Origin of the sequence: Bacterioplanoides pacificum (assembly GCF_042648445.1) — a bacterium.
Classification (GTDB): Bacteria; Pseudomonadota; Gammaproteobacteria; order Pseudomonadales; family Oceanobacteraceae; genus Bacterioplanoides; species Bacterioplanoides pacificum.
Genome location: NZ_JBHRYB010000005.1, coordinates 1,024,388 through 1,044,576, shown reverse-complemented (window position 1 = coordinate 1,044,576; position 20,189 = coordinate 1,024,388). Strand labels below are relative to the sequence as shown.

Sequence of the window (20,189 nt, the reverse complement as noted above, 5' to 3'; positions counted from 1 at the left end):
GATCTTCCTGAGTTTTAATGCCTTTGGCGGCTTCGAGTGCAAAGGCTTCAAGGTCTTTCTTGTTCATAACTGCTTATCCTGATGGTTAGGGGATGATAAGCAGTTACACAGTTTTATCTACAGTCTCTTATGGGATTTTCTAAGGACAAAAAGTTTTTTTATTCTCTTTTTTAAACTCTAAGTATAATGCTAAGGAACACTATATCTTTGCTAAAAAAATACATGATGAAATAACATGTTGTAGTTCAGACCTGATCTGACACCTATTTAGTCCCAAGCTCTTTAAAAATAAAACATTTATCAATGCCCACCAATTCAGGTGGGCATTTTCATATATCCCCTTCTCATTTTTCCATTTTAGCCATCAAAGCCGGTACAGAAGAAAATACCAGCCGTAGCTCTGAAACCACTCGCACCGCCGGAGTAACCGCAAGCTAGGGCTCTGGTGGTTCCGATGCCCTAAGTGGTGGTTTAAATGCCAGTGGCAGCAACACCGATTCTGAAAGCTATAGCAAAACTCATATTAACAGCACCATCAATGCAGGCAGCTTAACCAGCACCAGCGACAACCTAACCCTCTCTGGTGCCAACGTTGAAATCGCCGGCAACATCGACATCGATACCGGCAACCTCACCATAGAAAGCCTGCAAGACGAAGCCAGCTCCAGCAGTAAAACCGAAGGCTACAACGTCAGCGGTAACTTTGGTGCAGAAGCGGATCTGAGCCCGGGTAGTTTTGGTGCAAACCAGAACAACAGCAGCAGCGACAGCAAGTGGGTAAATAACCAAACCACCCTGATCGGCGGCAGCAGTGGAACAGGCGAAGTAAACATCAGCGCCGATAAAACCACTGTGCGTGGTGCAGTGGTTGCCAGCGCCACGCGCAATGACGATGGCTCTTTAACGGATAATAACAACCTGACGCTAGTCACCGACGAACTCATCGTCGAAGACATCCAGGATAAAAATCACAGCCAAAGTGATGGCTTTAATGTCAGCACCAGTGGCTACTCGGGTACCGGCAGTACCACCGTTGGCCTGACCAGTAATGGTCATGAGCGAGAGCAAACCACATTTGCAACCTTAGGTGGTGGCTCGGTTAAAAACCGTGATGGAGAAGACCGCAACCTGGAGAATACCAACCGCGACCTTAACAACAGCCAGCAAATTACTAAAGACCAGCAAACCGCAGGGCTGGATGCCACAGTGACGGTTGATCACCGGTTAGCCACGGAACAGGGGCGCGCGAAAATCCAGGAAGACATCACCAAGTCAGGCATGATCGTCGATACGGTGACATTAATTGCCACTACCGACCGTGTTGGTGTTACTGACTTCTTTAAAGAAACCGGAAAATCCCACACAACGTACGAAGCCATCAAATCCGAAATTGCCAACAACCCAGAGTTAGCGGTGCAACTTGAGCGTGAGGATTTAACGCCGGTCGAAAAAGAAACCATGCTTAATCAACTGACACGCAGTGTCATGGTCGAACTGGGTTACAGTACAGGCGATTACCAAAATGTACTGGTAGCTGATGGCCAGGATCATGTTGTTAAAGACGGTGCGATCTTCGAGCGCCATGGGTTCTATTCAGAAGAAACCCAGAATGCTTATATCAACGATGCGCTTATCAGTGACACGGAAGGCTTAGTCACTACCGTAGGGCATGAGATGTTCCATGCGATGGATGATCATGATGGCAGTGAGACAAAGTACAGCGAACAAGATAACGAAATTTACGCCACTCAGTATGGGAATAACTTTGGTGATTACACTAATGTTGCCATGTCCGTAACCGGCAATGGCAGTATGGCTGATAAAAATCAGCATATGGGTAATGACAGTATCAAGGTAAGAGTCCAGACAGAAAGCTATAACCAGCTGGATAAGAGTAAAGGTGACGATTTTTTACAAATCGCGGTACCTGTATTGGTAGCCTCGCCAGAAGCCGTGACGGCGGGAGCAGCTCTTGCAACGGCAGTCGGTTTTGAAGTCGTTGAGGATGATATTAAAGATTTTTTCGGAGTCAAAGACCAGGCGCCAGCAATATTGGAAGCCTCTCCAGCCGAAGATCAGCAGTTCTCAGTGCTGGATAATGTCGACCTTGGTGATGGCCGTTATGAAACACCGATAGAAGAAACCAACCCAAGAGACAGTAATACAGGTGGAAATCAGATCACAGATCTGGACACAGGGCCATATACGACCCCGTCAGAGGAAAGCACCGGTAATGGTTTGCTGGAAAATATACCGGTAGGAACGGATACAAACGCAAATAGTGGCGGTTATCAGGAAACGCCGATCACCGTGGATGATCTGGTGATGATGGCAGAGGACACAGAAGATAATCGAATATCGGGGGCTAATATAAATCATGTTAATGGTGCTATTGGAGAGATAAGAGGCTATCAGGGGGCAATTGATAGTGGTCATATTGGGATACAAGGCCCTGGGAAAGTAACTGCCCCTGGGGTAGACTATATTACATTTGACAGCTCAACTGGTGAAGTAGTGTTATGGGACGCTAAATATAGAAAGGATGGCGGGAGTTATCCTTCAAAGGTGTCTGATGATAAAACCAGGAGGTGGACTAATGAGGCGCGGGAAGTGATTAATAGTTTGCCGGATGGTGAGCTCAAAGACGATGCACTGGAGGCGTTGGAGAATGGCGATGTCAGAAGTGAAATATCAAGGTGGCCAAAATGATTGGTAAAGTTTCTTTGAAAAAACTGACCGGAAAAGAGTTGCTTTCTGATGTGGTCGATAGTATTTGTGATTCACATATATTATCTTCAAAGCTATATAAATACTCTGATGATATATATCTAATAACGTCATCTAAGAATATAGTCCGGTCATTTTTGTGGGCTGACTCGGATGAGGCTGCAAGAAGGGCTGTTGAGATGAATATTGAGGCTTATTCTGGTCCAGTTAATAATAATCCGGTGGGGATTATTCAAGGTTTAGACGACTATTCATACGAAGGTATTTCTGACTGGCTGAAACATCAAGGTGAGAATTATCAGGAGTCGGCGGCATATAGAATTGCAGTTGATGGTTCTTTTATTCATAAAAAGATAGAGACAGAAAAATATTCATTTCTTTTTTTAGGTGAAAAAGTAGATCCTAGTGATAAGGTCTATGCAATTGTTTTTAAAGGAAATAAAAAATATTAATGTAATAGAAAACTAACTAGTTAGATGGGGTGGTTCAGGCCTGACCTGGCACATATATAGCTCCACGTTCTTTAAAAAATAAAAAATTTATCAATGCCCACCATTGCAGGTGGGCACTTTATATATTCCCTTTCAATTAAAACATCAAAGCCGGTATAGAAGAAAATACCAGCCGTAGCTCTGAGACCACTCGCACCGCCGGAGTAACCGCAAGCTACGGCTCGGGCGGCTCAGACCTGGCCGGAGGAGTAAATGCCAGTGGTAGCAATACTGACTCCGACAGCTACAGCAAAACTCATATCAACAGCACCATTAACGCCGGTAGCCTGAGCAGCAATAGTGAGAACCTGACGCTGTCGGGAGCCAATGTTGAAATCGCGGGCGATATCGATATTGAAACCAGCAATCTGCTGATTGAAAGTGTGCAGGACGTTGCCACATCCAGCAGTAAAACCGAAGGCTACAACGTCAGCGGTAACTTTGGTGCAGACGCGGATTTGAGCCCGGGTAGTTTTGGTGCAAACCAGAACAACAGCAACTCTGACTCACAATGGGTGAACTCGCAGACAACGCTTATTGGCGGCAGCAGTGGAACAGGCGAAGTAAATATCAGCGCCGATAAAACCACTGTGCGCGGTGCAGTGGTTGCCAGCGCTACAAGAAACGAAGACGGAACATTAACCGATAACAACAACCTGACGCTCATCACCGACGAACTCATCGTCGAAGACATCCAGGATAAAAATCACAGCCAAAGTGATGGCTTTAATGTCAGCACCAGTGGTTATTCGGGAACCGGCAGTACCACCGTTGGTTTAACCAGTAATGGCCATGAACGTGAGCAAACCACCTTTGCAACTTTAGGTGGGGGCAATGTCACGAAGAAGGACGGTGCTGCACATGACCTGGCCGATACAAATCGCGACCTGAACAGCAGCCAGGAAATTACCAAAGACCAGCAAACCGCAGGGCTGGATGCCACAGTGACCGTGGATCATCGGTTGGCGAGTGAGGAAGGGCGTTCTTCTATTGCTAAAGACTTTGTCGACAGTTCGCAGCATGCACAGGAAATTGGACAAACCATCGAAGATGTTGCCACAACTGATCTGGGCGCGACTGATGTGTTTGAGCGTGTTGACGATTACGCCACTGATCGTAAAGTCCTGGCGAAACAAGCTGCGGACGAAGCGCAGCAGGCTAAACTTCGTGGTGACGAAGGTGCAGAAGGCAGTGAAGAAGGTCTGCAAAATCTGAGCGATGCACTGACCGATGCTCAGGGGCTGGAAAACGGCGCAGACATCTCGCTTTACGATGGCTCGCAACTGCAGGATAACACCCTCGCTATCGACAGCACCGCCGTCAACAAAACCGAGGTTGAAGGTGCGTATCACGAAAATGGTGACGGTATTTACGTCAATATCGACAACACCGATATGACCAATAGTACCGACACCGTATCAACGCTGGTGCATGAGCAGGCTCGTCATGAAATGGCTCAGAATGGCCAGGCAGGTGGGCTTAGCCGCGATGATCAAACGACATTGGCGACGAATCGTGGTGATCGTGCAGGAGAAGTCTGGGAAGCCTACAGTGGCCTGGCTGGGCAAAGCACTCAGGGCAGTAGCAGCCAGCAAGACTGGAATAATGCCAATCGTAACAGCGCCAACGTTCAGCGTGGCACCCAGCAGATCGCCGCCATTAACAACAACGACCTCAAAGCTCGCCAGCTGAATCGCAATGAAGCCAGTATGCTGGATAAAGCGCGGGATAAAATCAATCGCAGCGATAGCAATGATGCAGACAAACAACTGCAGTTAGAGCGTTTAGATGCTTTAGCCTGCGCAGAAGTACAGTGCGCAGCAGGTGTTTCAGAGAATGATCCTTTATATGAAAAGCTAAGCGCTCTGCAAGCAGAAGGAGAAAGTATTAAGGCTACGGAAGGCGTTGATATTTTGGCTACGCTTGACGATTTAGGGGTTAGTACGGTTGCTCAGGAAGAAACGGAAATTACGAATAACTTCCTTGCGACGACGCGTACTGAAGTCAGCGATGAACAGCAGTTTCAGTATGGTGCAGGGGATGTGATCAATGATGGTATTGATAGCGCTGAAAAATTGGTGGCTAAAGCAGATGGCGCAGCACAGGCAGCGGGCGGTGTTGCCGGTGTTGTTGGTGGGGGCCTCATAACCGGTGGTGGTGTGGCAGGTTGTGGCCCATCTCTGGGGATTAGCTGTGCGGCCGTGCCAGCAGGTGTTGCGTTGGCGACTTTTGGTGGAATTGAGGCGAAAGAAGGTCTGGAAAAAATTGTTGGTGACCATGAGTATAAAAATGGTCAGCGTGTTCAGGATTCCTTTAGTTCTGACACACATCAGGGTGACAGAAATGCCTCGGTAGAGCTTGCGAAAACCGTTGGGGTTGCAGTAGTTGAGAGTGCTGCAGCGAAAGTTGGCTTGAAGCAGGCCGGAGATATCTACGACAAAGTAGCAACTAAAGCTGATTTACCATCAGGGAATAATGGTAGTGCGATCGGTGATGCTGAAATGGTGGGGCAAAATGCTCCAACTAATGATGCCGTTGTACATAACAGAAACTCTTCTGAGTCTGTAAATAACTCTATGGCTGAGAATAATAAAGAACCAGCCTGGAGTGATAATACAACGGTTACCAATGAAACTCTGCTTCCGGGTGATAACAATCAATTAGAAATGATTGTGACCGAAGGTCAACTAGAAGCGATTGCTGCTGGTAAGCCAGCTATCGGTGGATGGGCAAGTAAAGACAGATTGCCTGAAACTGTACAAGAGGCACGTGACTTAACAGCGGTTAAAAAGGATTGGAAAGATGATGATGTTGAAAACCTGCATGTTATCACGATGCAACCAACAGGGCCGATCAAAGGAAACTCCGGCAGTGCCAGAGAAATGTACGATGAAAAACTAGATCGTACATTACCGGGTGGTGTTAAGCAGTTTGAGTTTGAGGATCGAAACGATGCGTTTGATAATTTAGAGGTGACTGGTAGTCGACCTCTGAAGCCTAAGCCTCAAACGAGCGCACCGGGCTTTGAACAAGCTAAGCCGGTTGATGTTGCAACGAAGGTAAATACCCCTCACACTCAAGTAACTGGAGGGAATAAGACTGCTGGTGCACCCAAAACAAACCAGCCAAATTCTATTCATGAGCAAACCCGTCCAGATGGAAGTAAGAGTATTACTTACTATGATGAAAAAGGAAGAATGTTCTCAAGAGAGGATTATGGGCAGCAACGTACTCATGGTCAGCTAGGCCGTGGTGCTGATGGTCGTTCAGTTCCACATGAGCATGGAGTCGATTGGAGTGATCGAGGACCGACCGGTAAAAAATATCGAGAGTTGGATCGTAGCGGTAAACCTGTAGGTCCATGGATCAGTGAATAGGTGATGATATGTCAAACGAAGTTTATGGCTATTTTGAAGGCTCCGAAGTTTCAAACAAAGACTTGTTCTTTAAATTTCTTGAAGAGAAAACAGGTATTGGGGTTAAGTCGATACTCGTCTCTGAGTTATATAACTATCCAGAGCGGATGGCTCCTATTGATACTGAAAGCTGTATAGCTTTTGTTGTCGGAGATAAGCCGGGAAAAACAAACACTAGCTATCTGACCGATTACGTAGATTATGCATTGGATACTGATATTGGTTTTCCTTGTAAGGGTAAAGCACGCCTGCAATTGTTGATAGATTTTCTTATGACTATGATTCAGGAAGCTAAAGCAACGCGTTTCGTCGTAGCCATAACGGATAGTAGTCAGATAGAAGAGGTGAAAACTGTAAATCTTGCGCAGTTAGAATCTAAGATACTTGCAGATTTTGAAGAATGTGCGCCACCTGACTGTTTGTACGATGTGGTTGTTGGATAAATGTTAGACAGAACAGATGACTATGTAGACCTTGTTTCTTCCTGGTATCGTGAGCACATTCTTGACGGCAATGCAATGTGTGGCTGGGGTTGCGCTCTCAAAACTTGGCATGTAGTTGTATTGATATGTGCTACAGACTTAAATTTTTTGGTTGGTGGGTTTTCTGTGGTAATTAAGTTATGCCAAATTTTGATCTATAAGTCTTTTTTATTTTTAAACGACTATTTTTTATTATTTAGGCACTTCTATGAGTTTGTCATAAGACGGATTTTCTAAGGAGAAAGATGTTTTATAGTCAATCTTTCCGTCTGTGAATACTAGTCCTACTAGTTTTCTATCGATTTTATGTATTTGAGGGTATAGAAAATTTAAATATTTACCGTTTAGTTTTGGTGGGTGTAGCGAAAATAACTCACTGGAGTCAGGCTTTAATACGATGAGTGTTTCTGGTGAGGTTGATTCAATAATCAGAAGATATTGATCGTTATTGATTGAGGTTGCAGTTATAGAGTTGTCAAAAAATATTTTTTTACTCCCCCAGGATAATCCAAAGCACTTTTCTTGTTGGATTCCAATGCTATTAACTTTTATTGAATTTCCTTCGGAATTTATTCGCGTAATATTAGAAAACATAATGAATACTCCTGTGGGTGGTGTGAGCATTTATAATTCTTAGTGTGTGAGTTTTTCATTGTTGAAAAATTCAGCATAAAAAATTAAAGATATTATAATCATATCTCTGAAAATAACCATGCCTTTTTCTTAAAAATTCACTCATTAATAACATGCTTGCAATGCTGTTAATACTCTCAATGTGAATCGCCGCCAGACACTTTTTTGTTTAAAAATACAGGGAGATTCCAGAGAGCACCTTCGGAATTTTTACGTGTTTTCTGTAATGGCGTAAGTAAGTCAGGCTGCCGGAAGTGTTGCCGAGAAGTTGGTACGCCGATATGCGTTAGAGATTTGCGTTGTTAAGGATTGCTCTGTTGATTCTTAGTGGTGTTTTGCCCCAATCCAACATTACAAAATATACACTGCGCCAGCCACTCGCCATCATCCATGGGCAAATCATGCCCGGCATAGTGATGCGTCAGTAGCGGTTTTTGCCAGCGCTCGGCAATCGTCTGGCTGCAGGCCGGGTTAACCAGCCGGTCGCCCAGGCTGTTGTACAACCAGGTTGCCGCTTGTGGTGCCGTTCGGGGGGCGCGATAACGGCTGGCGGCCAGAAGTTGTGCCAGTGCATTGCGGCGGCTGAGTGGATGTTGTTGGGCAAATTGTTGCCAGCGATTATTCAGCTGAGGGTCGCTGTTAAGGTTGATGGTCCAGCGGATGATGGCATTCTCCAGCTGCTCCCGATTTAAGGCTTTGGCCGCTAATGATAATACCGCTGCCGCCCGCATGCGGTGCCAGGGCGGCGAGACATTGGCAAAGCTGGTGTTAATCAGATGCAGCTGCTGAATTTCTTCCGGGTGCTGTTGCGCCCATTCGGTGGCAATCATGGCGCCCATGGAAATGGCAACCAGAGTCAGCGGCGTATTGGCAGGGTACTGTTGCTTCACCTGTTGGCGGATATCCGCCATCATGCCGGCAATCGAGGCCGGAGTGCTCTCCAGGTAACGTTCGCCATTGCCAGCCAGTTCCGGGGTAAGGATGATGGCGTCAGGAAAGGTTTGTTGTAGCTGCTGAGGAAACTGTTGCCAGTGGAAACGGCTGCGTATCAGGCCGCGTAACAACACCAGCACCGTTGGGGTAGCCGGTGACGCGATGGTGGCTGAGTCTGTATTCATCGCGTCTCCGTTATTGCCGGGTTAAAAGTTAAAATAGCGGTGCATGCTGAAAGTGATCGCGGTACCGGCATCAAAGCGTGAGCCTAAATTGGTGCGCTCCAGTTTCAGACGATAATCCCAGTTGTTATAACTGCGTTCCAGGCCAAACCGCACATGCCAGTAGTCGTCCCGGTTATTACCGTAGTTGGTGTCTGCGTCGATTTCCAGATAACGATTCTGTGCCAGATAAAATTCGATCGAGAAGGTCTCGGTTTGCAGTGTATAGGCGGTTTCCAGCGAGCGCCGGGCTTTTTCACTGCCGAGATAATCCTCTGCATGGCGCCAGCCTAACATCCAGGCGTCGTCGATCAGGATTTTAGCGAAGCCTTCGTCATAGGCGTTGCCGGATAACGCGGCATCGCCCTGATAACGGTAATGGGTCAGTCCGGCATCCAGTGCCAGGCCTGAGGTCAGTGGCAGATACCAGCCGGCAAAACCACTCAGTTCGGAATGCGCGCTGTTATTTCGCTGGTCGATATTCGAACCCCATACGCCGCCATACAGGCCCAGATCATTGTGGTAAGTCAGTCCGGCCTGGCCAACGACCTGGCCACGTGACTGGCTGATACCGTCTTTCAGATATTCACTGCCAATACCAATGTCGGCGTTAAAGTCGGCATGGCTCGCGGCGCTGAGCGCCAGGGCAAACGGAATGGCTGCAAAGGGTGCACGTAACATGGATTCAAACTTAGTCAGAAAAAACAGGTCGCTATCATACGCAATTTTTCTCACTTTGTGTGGTGTCTCCGGCTGATTGACCCAAGTTTACTTTTTCAGCCCGCAGCAGGGGCTGTGCGGTGCTGACGTTATGTCTGGCTGTTGCCCGGGCTGCTGTTGAGTGTGGCCGGATACCAGCGTTCTATGGCGCGCCGGTGCAGCAGGGTTTTGCTGTGCGTGTTATCCGGCGCCCAGCCCGGCATGCTGCGGACGGCGGATAATAAAAAATCAAACAGGGTCAGATGACGGCGCAGGATGCGCTGATGGCGATGCGGTAACATCGGGTTAAAAAAGCTGTGGTAGCGCAACAGATGGCGCGGGTTTTTACGCAGCCACAACCAGGACCCCATTTCCAGTGTCAGGGGCAGATACAGGCCGTCTGGCTGGCGCGCACAATAATCGTCGTAGAGATAATCCCAGATATCACCATGGGTGGTGTAGGCGTGGGCCTGGGGCTCAAACAAATAAACGTCATGACTGGGGTAGGTGTGTTCGAAGAGCTGCGTCAGCGCATAGGCCTCTGCAATACTGGGCCAGGGATCGAGGCTTTTGGCGTAGGGAAACCAGATCCGGTCTTTGGAGCCAAAGCCGGAATGGCAATCCAGGCTGATGCAGTGTTTTTGTTGTGTTAATACACGACGCATGGTTTCCGTGAGCGCCTGGTTTTCGGTCTCCATCGGCGCGCCTTTTTTGCCCCGGTACCAGGGCAGGTGTTTGCTGAGCCGCTGACCACCAACCAGCAGGGTATTGTGTTGCGCTTCAACCGGGGCGTTACGCATCAGGTCGACGCCATTCGGGTTGGCGCGGGTGTTGCGCCACATGCCACCGGGGTTTACCAGCGGTATCATCACCAGCCGTACCTGGGCGAGCTGTTCATGTATTGCCGGGTCCCATTCCAGCCGCCGTAATAAGGTGCGCAAAAACGACAGGATCACCTGAGTGCCGATGCGTTCAATGCCGTGCACTCCGCCGATCAGTACCAGAGTTGGTGCCAGTGGCGCATCTGAGCCGGTTTCCAGCACATAAAACGGCAGTGTTAAACTGGCGGGCAGCTGGGCATCATCGAAGGAGATGTCAGCTGCGACACTGACCCGCAAATGTTGATGACCGGTGTCGATCAGTTTTTCCAGCTCGAATAATTCGGGTAATGCACGTTTTATCTGGTAAATGCGTTGAATCACAGGTCTCTGGTCCTTACTCTTCGCTGTGCCGTCGGCAGCATCCCACTATCACATCAGTGAAGAGTAACAATTTGATGAAATCGTTTTCCCAGCCTCCCGTCAGTCAGCCGGAACAACTGCGTATCCGCCGCTGGTTCGTCACGTTATGGCCATACCTGATGGAATACCGCTGGCGGGTGGTGGCGGCTTTGTTGTGCCTGGTGGCGGCCAAACTGGCCAGTGTGGGTATGCCGTTTCTGCTGAAATATCAGGTTGATCACTTATCCGGGCTGCAACAGACGGCGGCCGATAACTGGTGGTTATGGTTTCCGCTGGGGCTGTTATTAGCCTATGGCGCAGTGCGCTTTTTTAATGTGTTGCTCGGGGAAATCCGTGACCTGTTGTTTGGCCGGGTTACCGAGCGGGCCATGCGCCGTATGTCGCTGCGCTTGTTCCGCCATTTGCACAGCCTGAGTCTGAATTTTCACCTCGACCGGCAGACCGGCGCGTTGCAGCGTGATATTGAACGCGGCACCAGTGGTATTAGTTTTTTAATGCGCTTTTTTGTTTTTAATATCGGCCCGACCCTGCTGGAGCTGGTGATGGTGATCGGTGTGTTATTGATTAATTATCCGCCGGTCTTTGCGCTGATTACCTTGCTGGCCGTGGTGTTGTACGTCGCTTACACGGTCAAAATGACCGAATGGCGGACTCATTATGTGCGTCAGGCGGCGCAGGCAGATTCCACCACACATGCCCGGGCGCTCGACAGTTTATTAAATTATGAGACGGTGAAATATTTCACCGCCGAACAACGTGAAGCCAGTGCTTATGACGAAGCCCTGGCTGGCTGGGAACAGGCACGCCGTAAAAATCGCTTAACTCTGTTTGGATTAAACGCGGGCCAGGCGCTGATCATATCGCTGGCGATGTTAGCCATGCTGATGTTTGCCGCTTATTACGTGGTGGTGGGTGAGATGACGTTGGGTGACTTTACCCTGGTGAACGCGTTTATGTTTCAGTTGTTTCTGCCGCTGAATTTTCTCGGGTTTGTCTACCGCGAAATTAAAGCATCGATGGCCAATATCGAGCGCATGTTTGAACTGCTGGATGAAACGCCGGCTGTTGCTGATAACGGCACTGAGCCGTTGCGGATTGGCGCTGGTGAAGTCCGGTTTGACCACATCAGCTTTGCTTACCATGCCGGGCGGCCAATATTGCAACAGCTGGAGCTGACCATTGAAGCGGGTAAAACACTGGCGGTGGTTGGCTCCAGCGGTGCCGGGAAATCGACCCTGACAAAATTATTATTCCGCTTTTATGAGGTTGGCAGCGGCGCTATCCGTATTGATGGTCAGCCGATTGATCAGGTGCCTCAGGACGAATTACGCCGTCAGCTGGGGATTGTGCCGCAGGATACCGTGTTGTTTAACGACACGTTAAAAAATAACCTGCTGTATGCCAAACCCGATGCCAGCGACGCTGAATTGCAGCAGGTGATTCGCCTGGCGCATCTGGAAACTTTGCTGGCTCAGGCGGAACAGGGCTGGGATACCCGGGTCGGTGAGCGCGGTCTGAAATTGTCCGGGGGTGAAAAACAACGTATCGCCATTGCCCGTATGTTGTTAAAGAAACCGGCCATTATGGTCTTTGACGAAGCCACATCGTCACTGGATTCACATACCGAGCGCGGCATTATGGAAGCCATTCGTCAGGTGTCCGCCGGACATACGGCGCTGATTATTGCCCACCGGTTGTCGACGGTGGTGGACGCTGACCGTATTGCTGTACTGGAACAGGGTCAGGTGGTGGAGCAGGGCAGCCACAGTGAGCTGATGGCGCGCCAGGGACGCTATTACCAGCTGTGGCAAATGCAGAAGGAAACGGATAAATGAAACTGTTAATTGTTGATGCGATGAATCTGATACGCCGTATTTATGCGGCGGCGCCGGAAGGCGAACTGCAGATAGAAGCTACCCAAAGCCGTTGTTTAAGCGCCATTGCCCGCAATGCCGAACAATTCCAGGCCACTCATGTGGTGATGGTGTTTGAGCAGAAATGCCAGACCTGGCGCCACGAATTATGGCCGGACTACAAGCTGAACCGACCGCCGATGCCACAGCCGCTGGCGGATCAGCTGGAAGCGGTAACGGCCTATTTCCGCAGTAACGGTTTACCCTGCCTAGATCTGGCTGGCTGGGAAGCCGATGACGTAATTGCCACGCTGGCCGATAAAGCGGCGTTTGCCGGTGTGCCGGTGATGATTTTATCGACCGATAAAGGTTTTTGTCAGTTAGTGAATGGCCGTATTCAGGTACGTAATCACTTTGATCGTTTCAGTTACGACGAGCTGATGGTGGAACAGAAGTTTGCGTTACGGCCGGAGCAGCTGGTGGATTATTGGGCGCTGACCGGTGACAGCACCAATCATCTGCCCGGAGTGGAAGGGATTGGTCCAAAAACCGCAGGTCATTTATTGGATCAGTACGGCTCGCTGGATCATATTCTGGTGCAGCTTGATACGCTTGAACAATCGGCGAATAAAAAGGCGGCCCATAAGCTGCGTCAGCACTGGCAGAGTGCGTTATTAACCCGCATTCTCGCCCGCTTGCGGCTGGATGTGCCGCTGGGGATTAATCTGCATGATTTGCGCTGGCAGGCGCGTTCCTGACAAATTGCGCTCCGTCATTGTCGCCGCCCGGGCTTTTCTCTAGAATCCGCCCGCTTTTCTTTTTTCAGTGGGTTAACTATGAGTATCGATGCAGTATTGGCAGAAATTAATGATTTTCTCGGCTGTGAAACGCCGGACAGCTGGGTGGCCGAGGCTCTGAAACAGCCGGAAATTCTGCTGATCGATCACGCTAACTGTGAAAAAAAAGCCGCCACAACCGCCATGAACCTGCTGTACAAACACATTGAACGTGACGACTTATTAAAAAAGATGAGTCAGCTGGCACGCGAAGAGCTGCTGCACTTTGAGCAGGTGGTTAACATTATGAAGGAGCGCGGTATTCGTTATCGCCATCTGTCGTCATCACGTTATGCGTCGGGGTTGCGCGATGCCGTGCGTAAGGGTGATGCCACCGCTGAGCTGGTGGACGTGTTGATTGTCGGGGCTTTTATCGAAGCGCGTTCGTGTGAGCGATTCGCCAAACTGGCGCCGTTTCTGGATGACAAACTGGAAAAGTTTTACCGCTCGCTGCTACGTTCCGAAGGACGCCATTATCAGGACTACCTGGGTCTGGCAGCGCAATACGCCGGTCAGCCAATTGACGACCGGGTGGCGCTGTTCCGTGAGCTGGAGCAACAGCTGATTGAATCCGAAGATGATGAATTCCGCTTTCACAGCGGTGTTCCGGCGCAGGCCAGCTGACGTGTTGCGTCAGTCGCGGCTGGCGCGGATGATTTTCAGGCAGACATCGGTAATTTCCTGATATTCCTGTTCGTCGATGACCCGGGCATCCAGGTCGCGGCGAGCCTGTGACAGCCGGGCTTCGGCATCTTTTAAATCAGTAAAACGACGGTTGGCTTCCAGTGCGGATAATACGGTGGCAGACGTCATTGTCACGAATCTCCATTCAGGGCTTGAACAACACGCTCCAGCTTAGAGTAATCTGACGGCTGTGCAATATCTGAGCAGTACACTTTTTGAGCCATTTTTCCCATTGCTGACAAATCCGCTAATCCGGCTGCGCAGATCTGATATGGTTTTTGTCAGTTGTGCTGGGTATGATCGCGCGCCTGATAGTTATTGGTTCAATGTTTTATGAGCACCTCCTGCATTCTTGCCCCGGATTCCCTTAATGAATGGACGCTGGCCGACCCGACCAGCCGCCATGGGCATACGCTACATGGTTACCATCGCAGCGGTGATGTAAGGCAAACACCGGTGCATTTTCTGCACGGTAATGGTTTTTCGGCATTAACCCTCAGTGGTGTGGCTGCGGGGTTGCCCGATGACTGGCCGTTATGGCTGACCGATGTGCCCGGTCATGGTGGTTCACAACAACCGAAGCATCGTATGCCCGACTGGCCGGCGATGGCATTATCGGTTGCCCAGGCACTGCGCCAGAACCTTGCTGATCAGGGCCCGGCCATTGGCATTGGCCATTCGATGGGTGGGGTGATCACACTGCTGGCGGCGGCACGCCAGCCACAATTATTTAAGCGCATCATTTTACTCGACCCGGTGTTATTTTCACCGGAACTGATTCTTGGTCAGCAAGTGATGCGGGTCACCGGCGCCTGGAAACGCAGCGCGCTGGTTCGTTCGGTCAGTAATCGTCGCCAGCGCTGGCCGTCGGCAGCGGATATGTTGCGGGATCTGCAGCAGAAAACGTTATACCGTCACTGGCAAACGGAAGTACTGCAGGCATTTGTCGACAGCGGTAGCTTTGATTGTCAGGGCGAACGGCAACTGAGTTGCGATCCGCGCTGGGAAGGCGCTATTTTTGGCTCTTATCCGCGTGGTTTATGGCATGCGGTGCGTCACGTCAAAGTACCGGTGGATATTCTGGTGGCGGATAACAGTTACGGCTTTATTCGCAAATCAGCACGCCGGGCAGCCAGGGTAAATGATCATATTCGCTGGCAGCGTTTTGGCCATAGCCACTGCTTCCCGATGGAACAGCCCGCAGAAACCAGCGAACGTATCCTGGCGATTATCAACGACGGCCGCGTTTAACGGGCATTGGCCACTCCGGCGTTGGTGCCGATTGCGCCAAAACTGACAACATGACTTTTTTGTTGGGCGACCGATAATAAAACCGGCACTGTAAAACCTTTGTCAAACAATAAGGGGTAGGCTATGGTGGCTTAACCCTGACAATAAGAGAGAAACGAGTAACATCTTATGAACATGGAGATTCAGGCGGCACTGGATGTCGCTGATGAAACCGATTCATTTCTGCAGATTACGGATGTGATCTACGACAAGGAAGCAGATTTCGGCTACGACGCCCTGAGTCATTCGGAAAAAGTGGTTTTTTGTATCGACCACTTGTTACGGGAAATGGAAAACGGCGGTTTTGTGCAGTTTATCCATCATGAAGCGGGCGCCAAAACGGACGACACCCTGTTGGCACTGGAAGCCATTAAAGCCAAAGAAACCCATAAATTACTCGATCGGCTGGTCGATTTTTTTAGTGACCGCCGGGTGCCTGCCGATGAAGATGAACGGATTGAGTTGTTCGATCATATCGAAAGTGAACACGCAGACGACATTGCCGAACTGGATGATCGTTTTTACGATGCCGGTGAAAATCTGGTCGAGATGACGTTACGCTTCGTTGCCAAAAACCTGAAAGACTTTCGCTGATTCCGCCACCGCGGATGCTCAGCCCGATGTGGCTGAGCCTGATGGCCTGTGGAGGTCTGATGCACTGGATTCGTACCCGGATAGCCAGTTTCCGCTATGCCTTCAGTGGGGTGGCGCAGTTGTTCCGACACGAAACCCATGCGCAGCTGCATTTGCTGGCGGCGCTGCTGGTGATTGTTGCCGGATTGATCACCGGGCTGGCGCGCTGGGAGTGGCTGGCACTGATATTAAGCATTGCTCTGGTAATGGCAGCTGAAGGACTTAATACCGCACTGGAAGCGCTGGCCGATGCGCTGCATCCGCAGCACCATCCGCTGATCGGTAAGGCCAAAGATATCGCTGCTGGCGCGGTCTTGCTGACGGCGCTGGCATCCCTGGTTGTCGCCTCTCTTGTTTTTTTACCACACTGGTTGTAGCGTGTCGGACGGAAGTCGTTTGGCACAACCCGCGCTTGCATTTCCCGTCGGCGGACACTATAAAACGGCTCCCAGCTAATTGATAAAAACAAACATAAAGGAATCTCCCATGTTGCGTATTCTCCTGAGCCTGGCGTTATTGTTGCCGTTGTCGTTTAGTGCGACAGCCAAAGAAGTCTCTGGTGTTGATGTTGCCGATACCCTGAAGGCCGCCGGTACCTCCCTTTCCCTGAACGGCGTTGGTGTCCGTACCAAATTTTTCATGGACATGTATGTCGCTGCTTTATACCTGCCTGCCAGTGGCCAGAGCGCTGCCGATATTATTGCCGCGGATGAACCGATGGCGATTCGTCTGCATATTGTCTCCGGTATGATCAATCCGAAGCGGATGTCGGACTCTACCCGTGATGGCTTTGTGCGTTCAACCGGTGGTAAAACGGCAGAAATTGAAGACGATATCGAAGAGCTGATCAGCGCTTTCCAGGATGCTGTTGATGAAGGCGATACCTTTGATCTGGTGTATGAACCTCAATCCGGTGTCACTGTGTACCGCAATGGTGAAGCCAAATCGAATGTTAAAGGGCTGAAGTTCAAACAGGCGCTGTTTGGCATCTGGTTATCTGATGACCCGGTTCAGGACAGTCTGAAAGACGACATGCTGAACAGCTGATGTGATAAAAACTCCGCGTCGTACGACCCGGAGTTTTTTTACAAATGTATGACTGTGTAAAAATTGATCGCGGACATTTCGGCTATACTCTCTGGCGTGTCATACTGGTGCGGGTAAATCAGATAGGGACGTTATGAGCGCTGAGCACTATCCGCCGGATCTGCTGCAGGACCGGTTACCTTTATTAGTGGTTGATGATGATGAGTCGGTTCTGAAAGTGACCCGGCTGGTGTTGTCTCGTTTCCGCTATGATGAGCGTAGTCTGGAAATTCTTGAAGCTCAGAGTGCTGCCGAAGCCCGTCAGATTCTCACCCAGCGGCCGGATATTGCCGTGTTGTTGCTGGATGTGGTGATGGAAACCGATGACGCGGGTTTGCGTCTGGTGGAAGCGATCCGTACCCAGCTCGATAATCATAATGTGCGTATCATTTTGCGTACCGGCCAGCCCGGTTATGCGCCCCAGCACGAAGTGATCCGCGATTACGATATTAACGATTACCTGTCCAAATCCGATGCTACTCAGGGACGGCTGTTTTTTTCCCTGACCACGGCGCTGCGCAATTATCACGATATTATTAAAGCTCAGTATCTTGGCCGCCAGGTCGCTCGCGCGGATAAAGCTTCCCAGGCAAAAACCCAGTTTCTGGCTCATATGAGTCATGAAATCCGGACGCCGTTAAATGGCCTGGCGGGGACCGTACAGTTATTGGCGGATACAACCCTGGACGATGAACAGCAACAGCTGCTGGATAACCTGAAATACACCACCGAAGCATTGATGGGGATCGTAAACGATGTGCTGGATGTATCGAAGATAGAAGCCGGTAAGCTGGAATTACATCCGCAGCCATTCGAGCTGGCTGAGCTGGTGAATAAAGTCGGTGCTATTTTTTCTGCCAATATGCAGCTTAAGTCCGTCAGCTTTCATACCGATATTGCCACCGGGCTGCCACGTTTTGTTCAGGGTGATGCGTTACGTATTCAGCAGATCCTGATGAACTACCTCAGTAACGCGTTTAAGTTTACCGCCGAGGGCGGCACTATTACTCTGCGCTTGTCGCCGGCGGTGGCCGGACGTATCCGGTTTGAGGTGATTGATAACGGCGTCGGTATTAACGCTGATCGTCTGACCCATATTTTTGATGCCTACGAGCAGGAGAATGCAACCATTGCCGGGCAGTTTGGCGGGACCGGACTGGGGCTCAGTTTATGTCGCAGTCTGGCTGAGCTGATGGGAGGTGAAGTTGGAGTGGAGAGTCATGAGGGCGATGGCAGTTGTTTCTGGCTGGAACTGGCGCTGGCGGATGCCGGGGCGCTGGACGAGAGCAAGCCAGCAGAGGTGTTATCGCTGAGTGGTAAATACCTGATGTTATGTGAAGACGATGCCACCAGCCGTAAAGTGCTGGCACATATGCTCAGTAAAACCGGAGCGGATGTACAGGCTTTTGATGACGGTTTGCCGTTATTGCAACATGATTTCAGCCTGGCGGATGTCATCATTCTGGATTGTCAAATGCCGCTAAAGGATGGCTTCAGTACCGCCCGGGAACTGCGTAGCCGGGGTTACCTGGGGCCGGTTATTGCGCTCACGGCGGCGGTGACTCAACAAGAAATACAACAGTGTCTGGCCGCTGGTATGGATCAGGTGCTGGCCAAACCGGTGCAGGCCGAGACACTTTATCAGCAACTGGCTGAGCTGCTGAACCCTGCACCGAACTGATCTCGATCTTTCCCTGCCGTGGCTGTCCGGCAAAACGATCTGATCCGGGTTGTTTTTTAAACTAAACTCAGAGTCAGGTGACGGTTGCGGATGGAGCTGGCTATGAAAATTGGTGTGCCCCGGGAAATTAAAAACCACGAATATCGTGTCGGACTGACGCCCAACAGTGTGCGGGAGCTGGTACATCATGGTCATGAAGTGCTGGTGGAGCAGGGCGCGGGTGCAGCCATCGGTTTCAGTGATGATGCGTATCTGGCCAGCGGTGCGCTGATGCTGGAGCGGGCGGCCGATGTATATCGTACGGCGCAGCTGATTGTCAAAGTCAAAGAACCGCAAACTGAAGAAATTCCTCTGCTGCAGCCGCAGCAAACGTTATTTACCTTTCTCCACCTGGCACCGGACCCGCAGTTGACCCGGGCATTGCAGCACAGTGGTGTGATTGCTATCGCCTATGAAACGGTAACAGACCGCAGCGGGAGGCTGCCACTACTGGCGCCGATGTCTGAAATAGCCGGGCGTATCGCGGTACAGGCCGGCGCCCGGAGTCTGGAGATGGAAGCCGGCGGTCGCGGTGTGTTGTTATCCGGAGCACCTGGCGTACCCGCCGGTAACGTTGTGGTGATTGGTGGCGGCGTTGTCGGCCGTAACGCGGTATCGATTGCCTGCGGTATGGGCGCCGATGTGACTGTGCTGGATACTTCGATGCAGACCTTGCGTGAACTTGATCAGCAATTTGGCAATCGCATTCAGACACTGAACTCTACACGCACGGCACTGGATGAAGTATTGCCTCAGGCGGACCTGGTGATTGGGGCTGTGCTTATTCCGGGCGCCGCGGCGCCAAAGTTGGTTAACCGCAATCATCTGGAGTCGATGAAGTCCGGCAGTGTGATTGTTGACGTGGCTATCGATCAGGGCGGTTGCGTGGAAACCGCCCGGCCAACCACCCACAGCGCCCCTACCTTTGTTGAAGAAGGGGTGGTGCATTATTGTGTGGCCAACATGCCGGGCGCAGTGGCCCGTACCTCAACCCAGGCGCTGAACAATGCCACGTTGCCATTTGTGCTGGCGCTGGCCGATAAGGGCACGCGCCAGGCGTTGCTGGATGACCCGTTTTTATTGCAGGGGCTGAATATCTGGTGCGGCCAGTTAACCAGTGCCGAAGTGGCGGCCAGTCAGCAGGTTGATTATTCTTCCCGTGAGTCGCTGTTGTCCTCTTAACGGATGAAACCGGATCGGTTTGAATAATGGTGGCTAAAAAAATAGTCGCGAAAAAGCCCGCC

General features: G+C 50.4%; 18 protein-coding genes and 1 pseudogene. 14 read left to right on the top strand and 5 right to left on the bottom strand.

Annotation, left to right across the window (positions count from 1 at the left end):
* Positions 1-456: 456 nt before the first annotated feature.
* The 5 genes and pseudogenes from ACFOMG_RS09335 to ACFOMG_RS09315 form a co-directional block, all read left to right on the top strand.
* Positions 457-672: pseudogene (locus ACFOMG_RS09335) on the top strand (hemagglutinin repeat-containing protein); the annotation flags it as partial.
* 180 nt (positions 673-852) lie between these two features.
* Positions 853-2,709: a hypothetical protein gene (locus ACFOMG_RS09330; RefSeq protein ID WP_376866200.1), complete on the top strand. Its 1,857-nt coding sequence runs from the start codon at positions 853-855 to the stop codon at positions 2,707-2,709.
* Complete coding sequence (locus ACFOMG_RS09325; RefSeq protein WP_376866199.1) at positions 2,706-3,179, top strand: hypothetical protein; 474 nt, start codon at positions 2,706-2,708, stop codon at positions 3,177-3,179. The genes ACFOMG_RS09330 and ACFOMG_RS09325 overlap by 4 nt, the downstream gene beginning before the upstream one ends.
* Before the next feature lie 143 nt (positions 3,180-3,322).
* Positions 3,323-6,595 (top strand): hemagglutinin repeat-containing protein, encoded by a 3,273-nt coding sequence (locus ACFOMG_RS09320; RefSeq protein WP_376866217.1) that lies wholly within the window; start codon positions 3,323-3,325, stop codon positions 6,593-6,595.
* An 8-nt stretch (positions 6,596-6,603) separates the two neighbouring features.
* Complete coding sequence (locus ACFOMG_RS09315; protein ID WP_376866197.1) at positions 6,604-7,077, top strand: hypothetical protein; 474 nt, start codon at positions 6,604-6,606, stop codon at positions 7,075-7,077.
* A gap of 231 nt (positions 7,078-7,308) precedes the next feature.
* Here ACFOMG_RS09315 and ACFOMG_RS09310 read toward each other — a convergent pair whose 3' ends face one another.
* From ACFOMG_RS09310 to ACFOMG_RS09295, 4 genes are all read right to left on the bottom strand, one after another.
* Complete coding sequence (locus ACFOMG_RS09310; RefSeq protein WP_376866195.1) at positions 7,309-7,710, bottom strand: hypothetical protein; 402 nt, start codon at positions 7,708-7,710, stop codon at positions 7,309-7,311.
* A 341-nt stretch (positions 7,711-8,051) separates the two neighbouring features.
* Positions 8,052-8,867, bottom strand: a complete 816-nt coding sequence (locus ACFOMG_RS09305) for an alpha/beta fold hydrolase (protein ID WP_376866194.1) — start codon at positions 8,865-8,867, stop codon at positions 8,052-8,054.
* 21 nt (positions 8,868-8,888) lie between these two features.
* Complete coding sequence (locus ACFOMG_RS09300; RefSeq protein WP_376866193.1) at positions 8,889-9,584, bottom strand: TorF family putative porin; 696 nt, start codon at positions 9,582-9,584, stop codon at positions 8,889-8,891.
* A gap of 128 nt (positions 9,585-9,712) precedes the next feature.
* Positions 9,713-10,804, bottom strand: a complete 1,092-nt coding sequence (locus tag ACFOMG_RS09295) for a M14 family metallopeptidase (protein WP_376866192.1) — start codon at positions 10,802-10,804, stop codon at positions 9,713-9,715.
* Positions 10,805-10,878: 74 nt separating this feature from the next.
* Between ACFOMG_RS09295 and ACFOMG_RS09290 the strand changes: the two genes are divergently transcribed.
* From ACFOMG_RS09290 to miaE, 3 genes are all read left to right on the top strand, one after another.
* Entirely contained in the window at positions 10,879-12,678 is a 1,800-nt protein-coding gene (locus tag ACFOMG_RS09290; RefSeq protein ID WP_376866191.1) for an ABCB family ABC transporter ATP-binding protein/permease, read from the top strand.
* Complete coding sequence (xni, locus tag ACFOMG_RS09285) at positions 12,675-13,454, top strand: flap endonuclease Xni (protein ID WP_376866189.1); 780 nt, start codon at positions 12,675-12,677, stop codon at positions 13,452-13,454. Before ACFOMG_RS09290 ends, xni begins: the two co-directional genes overlap by 4 nt.
* A 78-nt stretch (positions 13,455-13,532) precedes the next feature.
* The gene (miaE, locus tag ACFOMG_RS09280; protein ID WP_376866188.1) at positions 13,533-14,156 is read left to right on the top strand and encodes a tRNA-(ms[2]io[6]A)-hydroxylase; all 624 of its coding nucleotides are present in this window, start codon (positions 13,533-13,535) and stop codon (positions 14,154-14,156) included.
* A 9-nt stretch (positions 14,157-14,165) separates the two neighbouring features.
* On the opposite strand, the gene ACFOMG_RS09275 is transcribed toward miaE, so the two are convergent.
* The gene (locus tag ACFOMG_RS09275; RefSeq protein ID WP_376866187.1) at positions 14,166-14,345 is read right to left on the bottom strand and encodes a hypothetical protein; all 180 of its coding nucleotides are present in this window, start codon (positions 14,343-14,345) and stop codon (positions 14,166-14,168) included.
* A 204-nt stretch (positions 14,346-14,549) separates the two neighbouring features.
* Between ACFOMG_RS09275 and ACFOMG_RS09270 the strand changes: the two genes are divergently transcribed.
* The 6 genes from ACFOMG_RS09270 to ald all read left to right on the top strand — a co-directional run bounded on the left by ACFOMG_RS09270 (position 14,550) and on the right by ald (position 20,127).
* Positions 14,550-15,467: an alpha/beta fold hydrolase gene (locus ACFOMG_RS09270; protein WP_376866185.1), complete on the top strand. Its 918-nt coding sequence runs from the start codon at positions 14,550-14,552 to the stop codon at positions 15,465-15,467.
* Between the two features lie 168 nt (positions 15,468-15,635).
* Entirely contained in the window at positions 15,636-16,100 is a 465-nt protein-coding gene (locus tag ACFOMG_RS09265) for a DMP19 family protein (RefSeq protein ID WP_376866184.1), read from the top strand.
* A gap of 26 nt (positions 16,101-16,126) precedes the next feature.
* Positions 16,127-16,516, top strand: a complete 390-nt coding sequence (locus ACFOMG_RS09260; protein WP_376866183.1) for a diacylglycerol kinase — start codon at positions 16,127-16,129, stop codon at positions 16,514-16,516.
* A gap of 109 nt (positions 16,517-16,625) precedes the next feature.
* Entirely contained in the window at positions 16,626-17,186 is a 561-nt protein-coding gene (locus ACFOMG_RS09255; RefSeq protein ID WP_376866181.1) for a chalcone isomerase family protein, read from the top strand.
* Positions 17,187-17,319: 133 nt separating this feature from the next.
* A complete protein-coding gene (locus tag ACFOMG_RS09250; RefSeq protein WP_376866179.1) occupies positions 17,320-18,906 on the top strand; it encodes a response regulator in 1,587 nt (528 codons plus the stop codon).
* Between the two features lie 102 nt (positions 18,907-19,008).
* Entirely contained in the window at positions 19,009-20,127 is a 1,119-nt protein-coding gene (gene ald / locus ACFOMG_RS09245) for an alanine dehydrogenase (RefSeq protein ID WP_376866177.1), read from the top strand.
* The last annotated feature ends 62 nt before the right edge of the window (positions 20,128-20,189 follow it).

Bases quoted from the DNA above. Each gene is read 5' to 3' on its own strand.
- miaE (WP_376866188.1), top strand. From the start codon at position 13,533: ATGAGTATCGATGCAGTATTGGCAGAAATTAATGATTTTCTCGGCTGT.
- ACFOMG_RS09270 (WP_376866185.1), top strand. From the start codon at position 14,550: ATGAGCACCTCCTGCATTCTTGCCCCGGATTCCCTTAATGAATGGACG.
- ald (WP_376866177.1), top strand. From the start codon at position 19,009: ATGAAAATTGGTGTGCCCCGGGAAATTAAAAACCACGAATATCGTGTC.
- ACFOMG_RS09260 (WP_376866183.1), top strand. From the start codon at position 16,127: ATGTGGCTGAGCCTGATGGCCTGTGGAGGTCTGATGCACTGGATTCGT.
- ACFOMG_RS09275 (WP_376866187.1), bottom strand. From the start codon at position 14,345: ATGACGTCTGCCACCGTATTATCCGCACTGGAAGCCAACCGTCGTTTT.
- ACFOMG_RS09325 (WP_376866199.1), top strand. From the start codon at position 2,706: ATGATTGGTAAAGTTTCTTTGAAAAAACTGACCGGAAAAGAGTTGCTT.
- ACFOMG_RS09305 (WP_376866194.1), bottom strand. From the start codon at position 8,867: ATGAATACAGACTCAGCCACCATCGCGTCACCGGCTACCCCAACGGTG.
- ACFOMG_RS09255 (WP_376866181.1), top strand. From the start codon at position 16,626: ATGTTGCGTATTCTCCTGAGCCTGGCGTTATTGTTGCCGTTGTCGTTT.
- ACFOMG_RS09290 (WP_376866191.1), top strand. From the start codon at position 10,879: ATGAAATCGTTTTCCCAGCCTCCCGTCAGTCAGCCGGAACAACTGCGT.
- ACFOMG_RS09265 (WP_376866184.1), top strand. From the start codon at position 15,636: ATGAACATGGAGATTCAGGCGGCACTGGATGTCGCTGATGAAACCGAT.
- ACFOMG_RS09310 (WP_376866195.1), bottom strand. From the start codon at position 7,710: ATGTTTTCTAATATTACGCGAATAAATTCCGAAGGAAATTCAATAAAA.
- xni (WP_376866189.1), top strand. From the start codon at position 12,675: ATGAAACTGTTAATTGTTGATGCGATGAATCTGATACGCCGTATTTAT.
- ACFOMG_RS09300 (WP_376866193.1), bottom strand. From the start codon at position 9,584: ATGTTACGTGCACCCTTTGCAGCCATTCCGTTTGCCCTGGCGCTCAGC.
- ACFOMG_RS09250 (WP_376866179.1), top strand. From the start codon at position 17,320: ATGAGCGCTGAGCACTATCCGCCGGATCTGCTGCAGGACCGGTTACCT.
- ACFOMG_RS09315 (WP_376866197.1), top strand. From the start codon at position 6,604: ATGTCAAACGAAGTTTATGGCTATTTTGAAGGCTCCGAAGTTTCAAAC.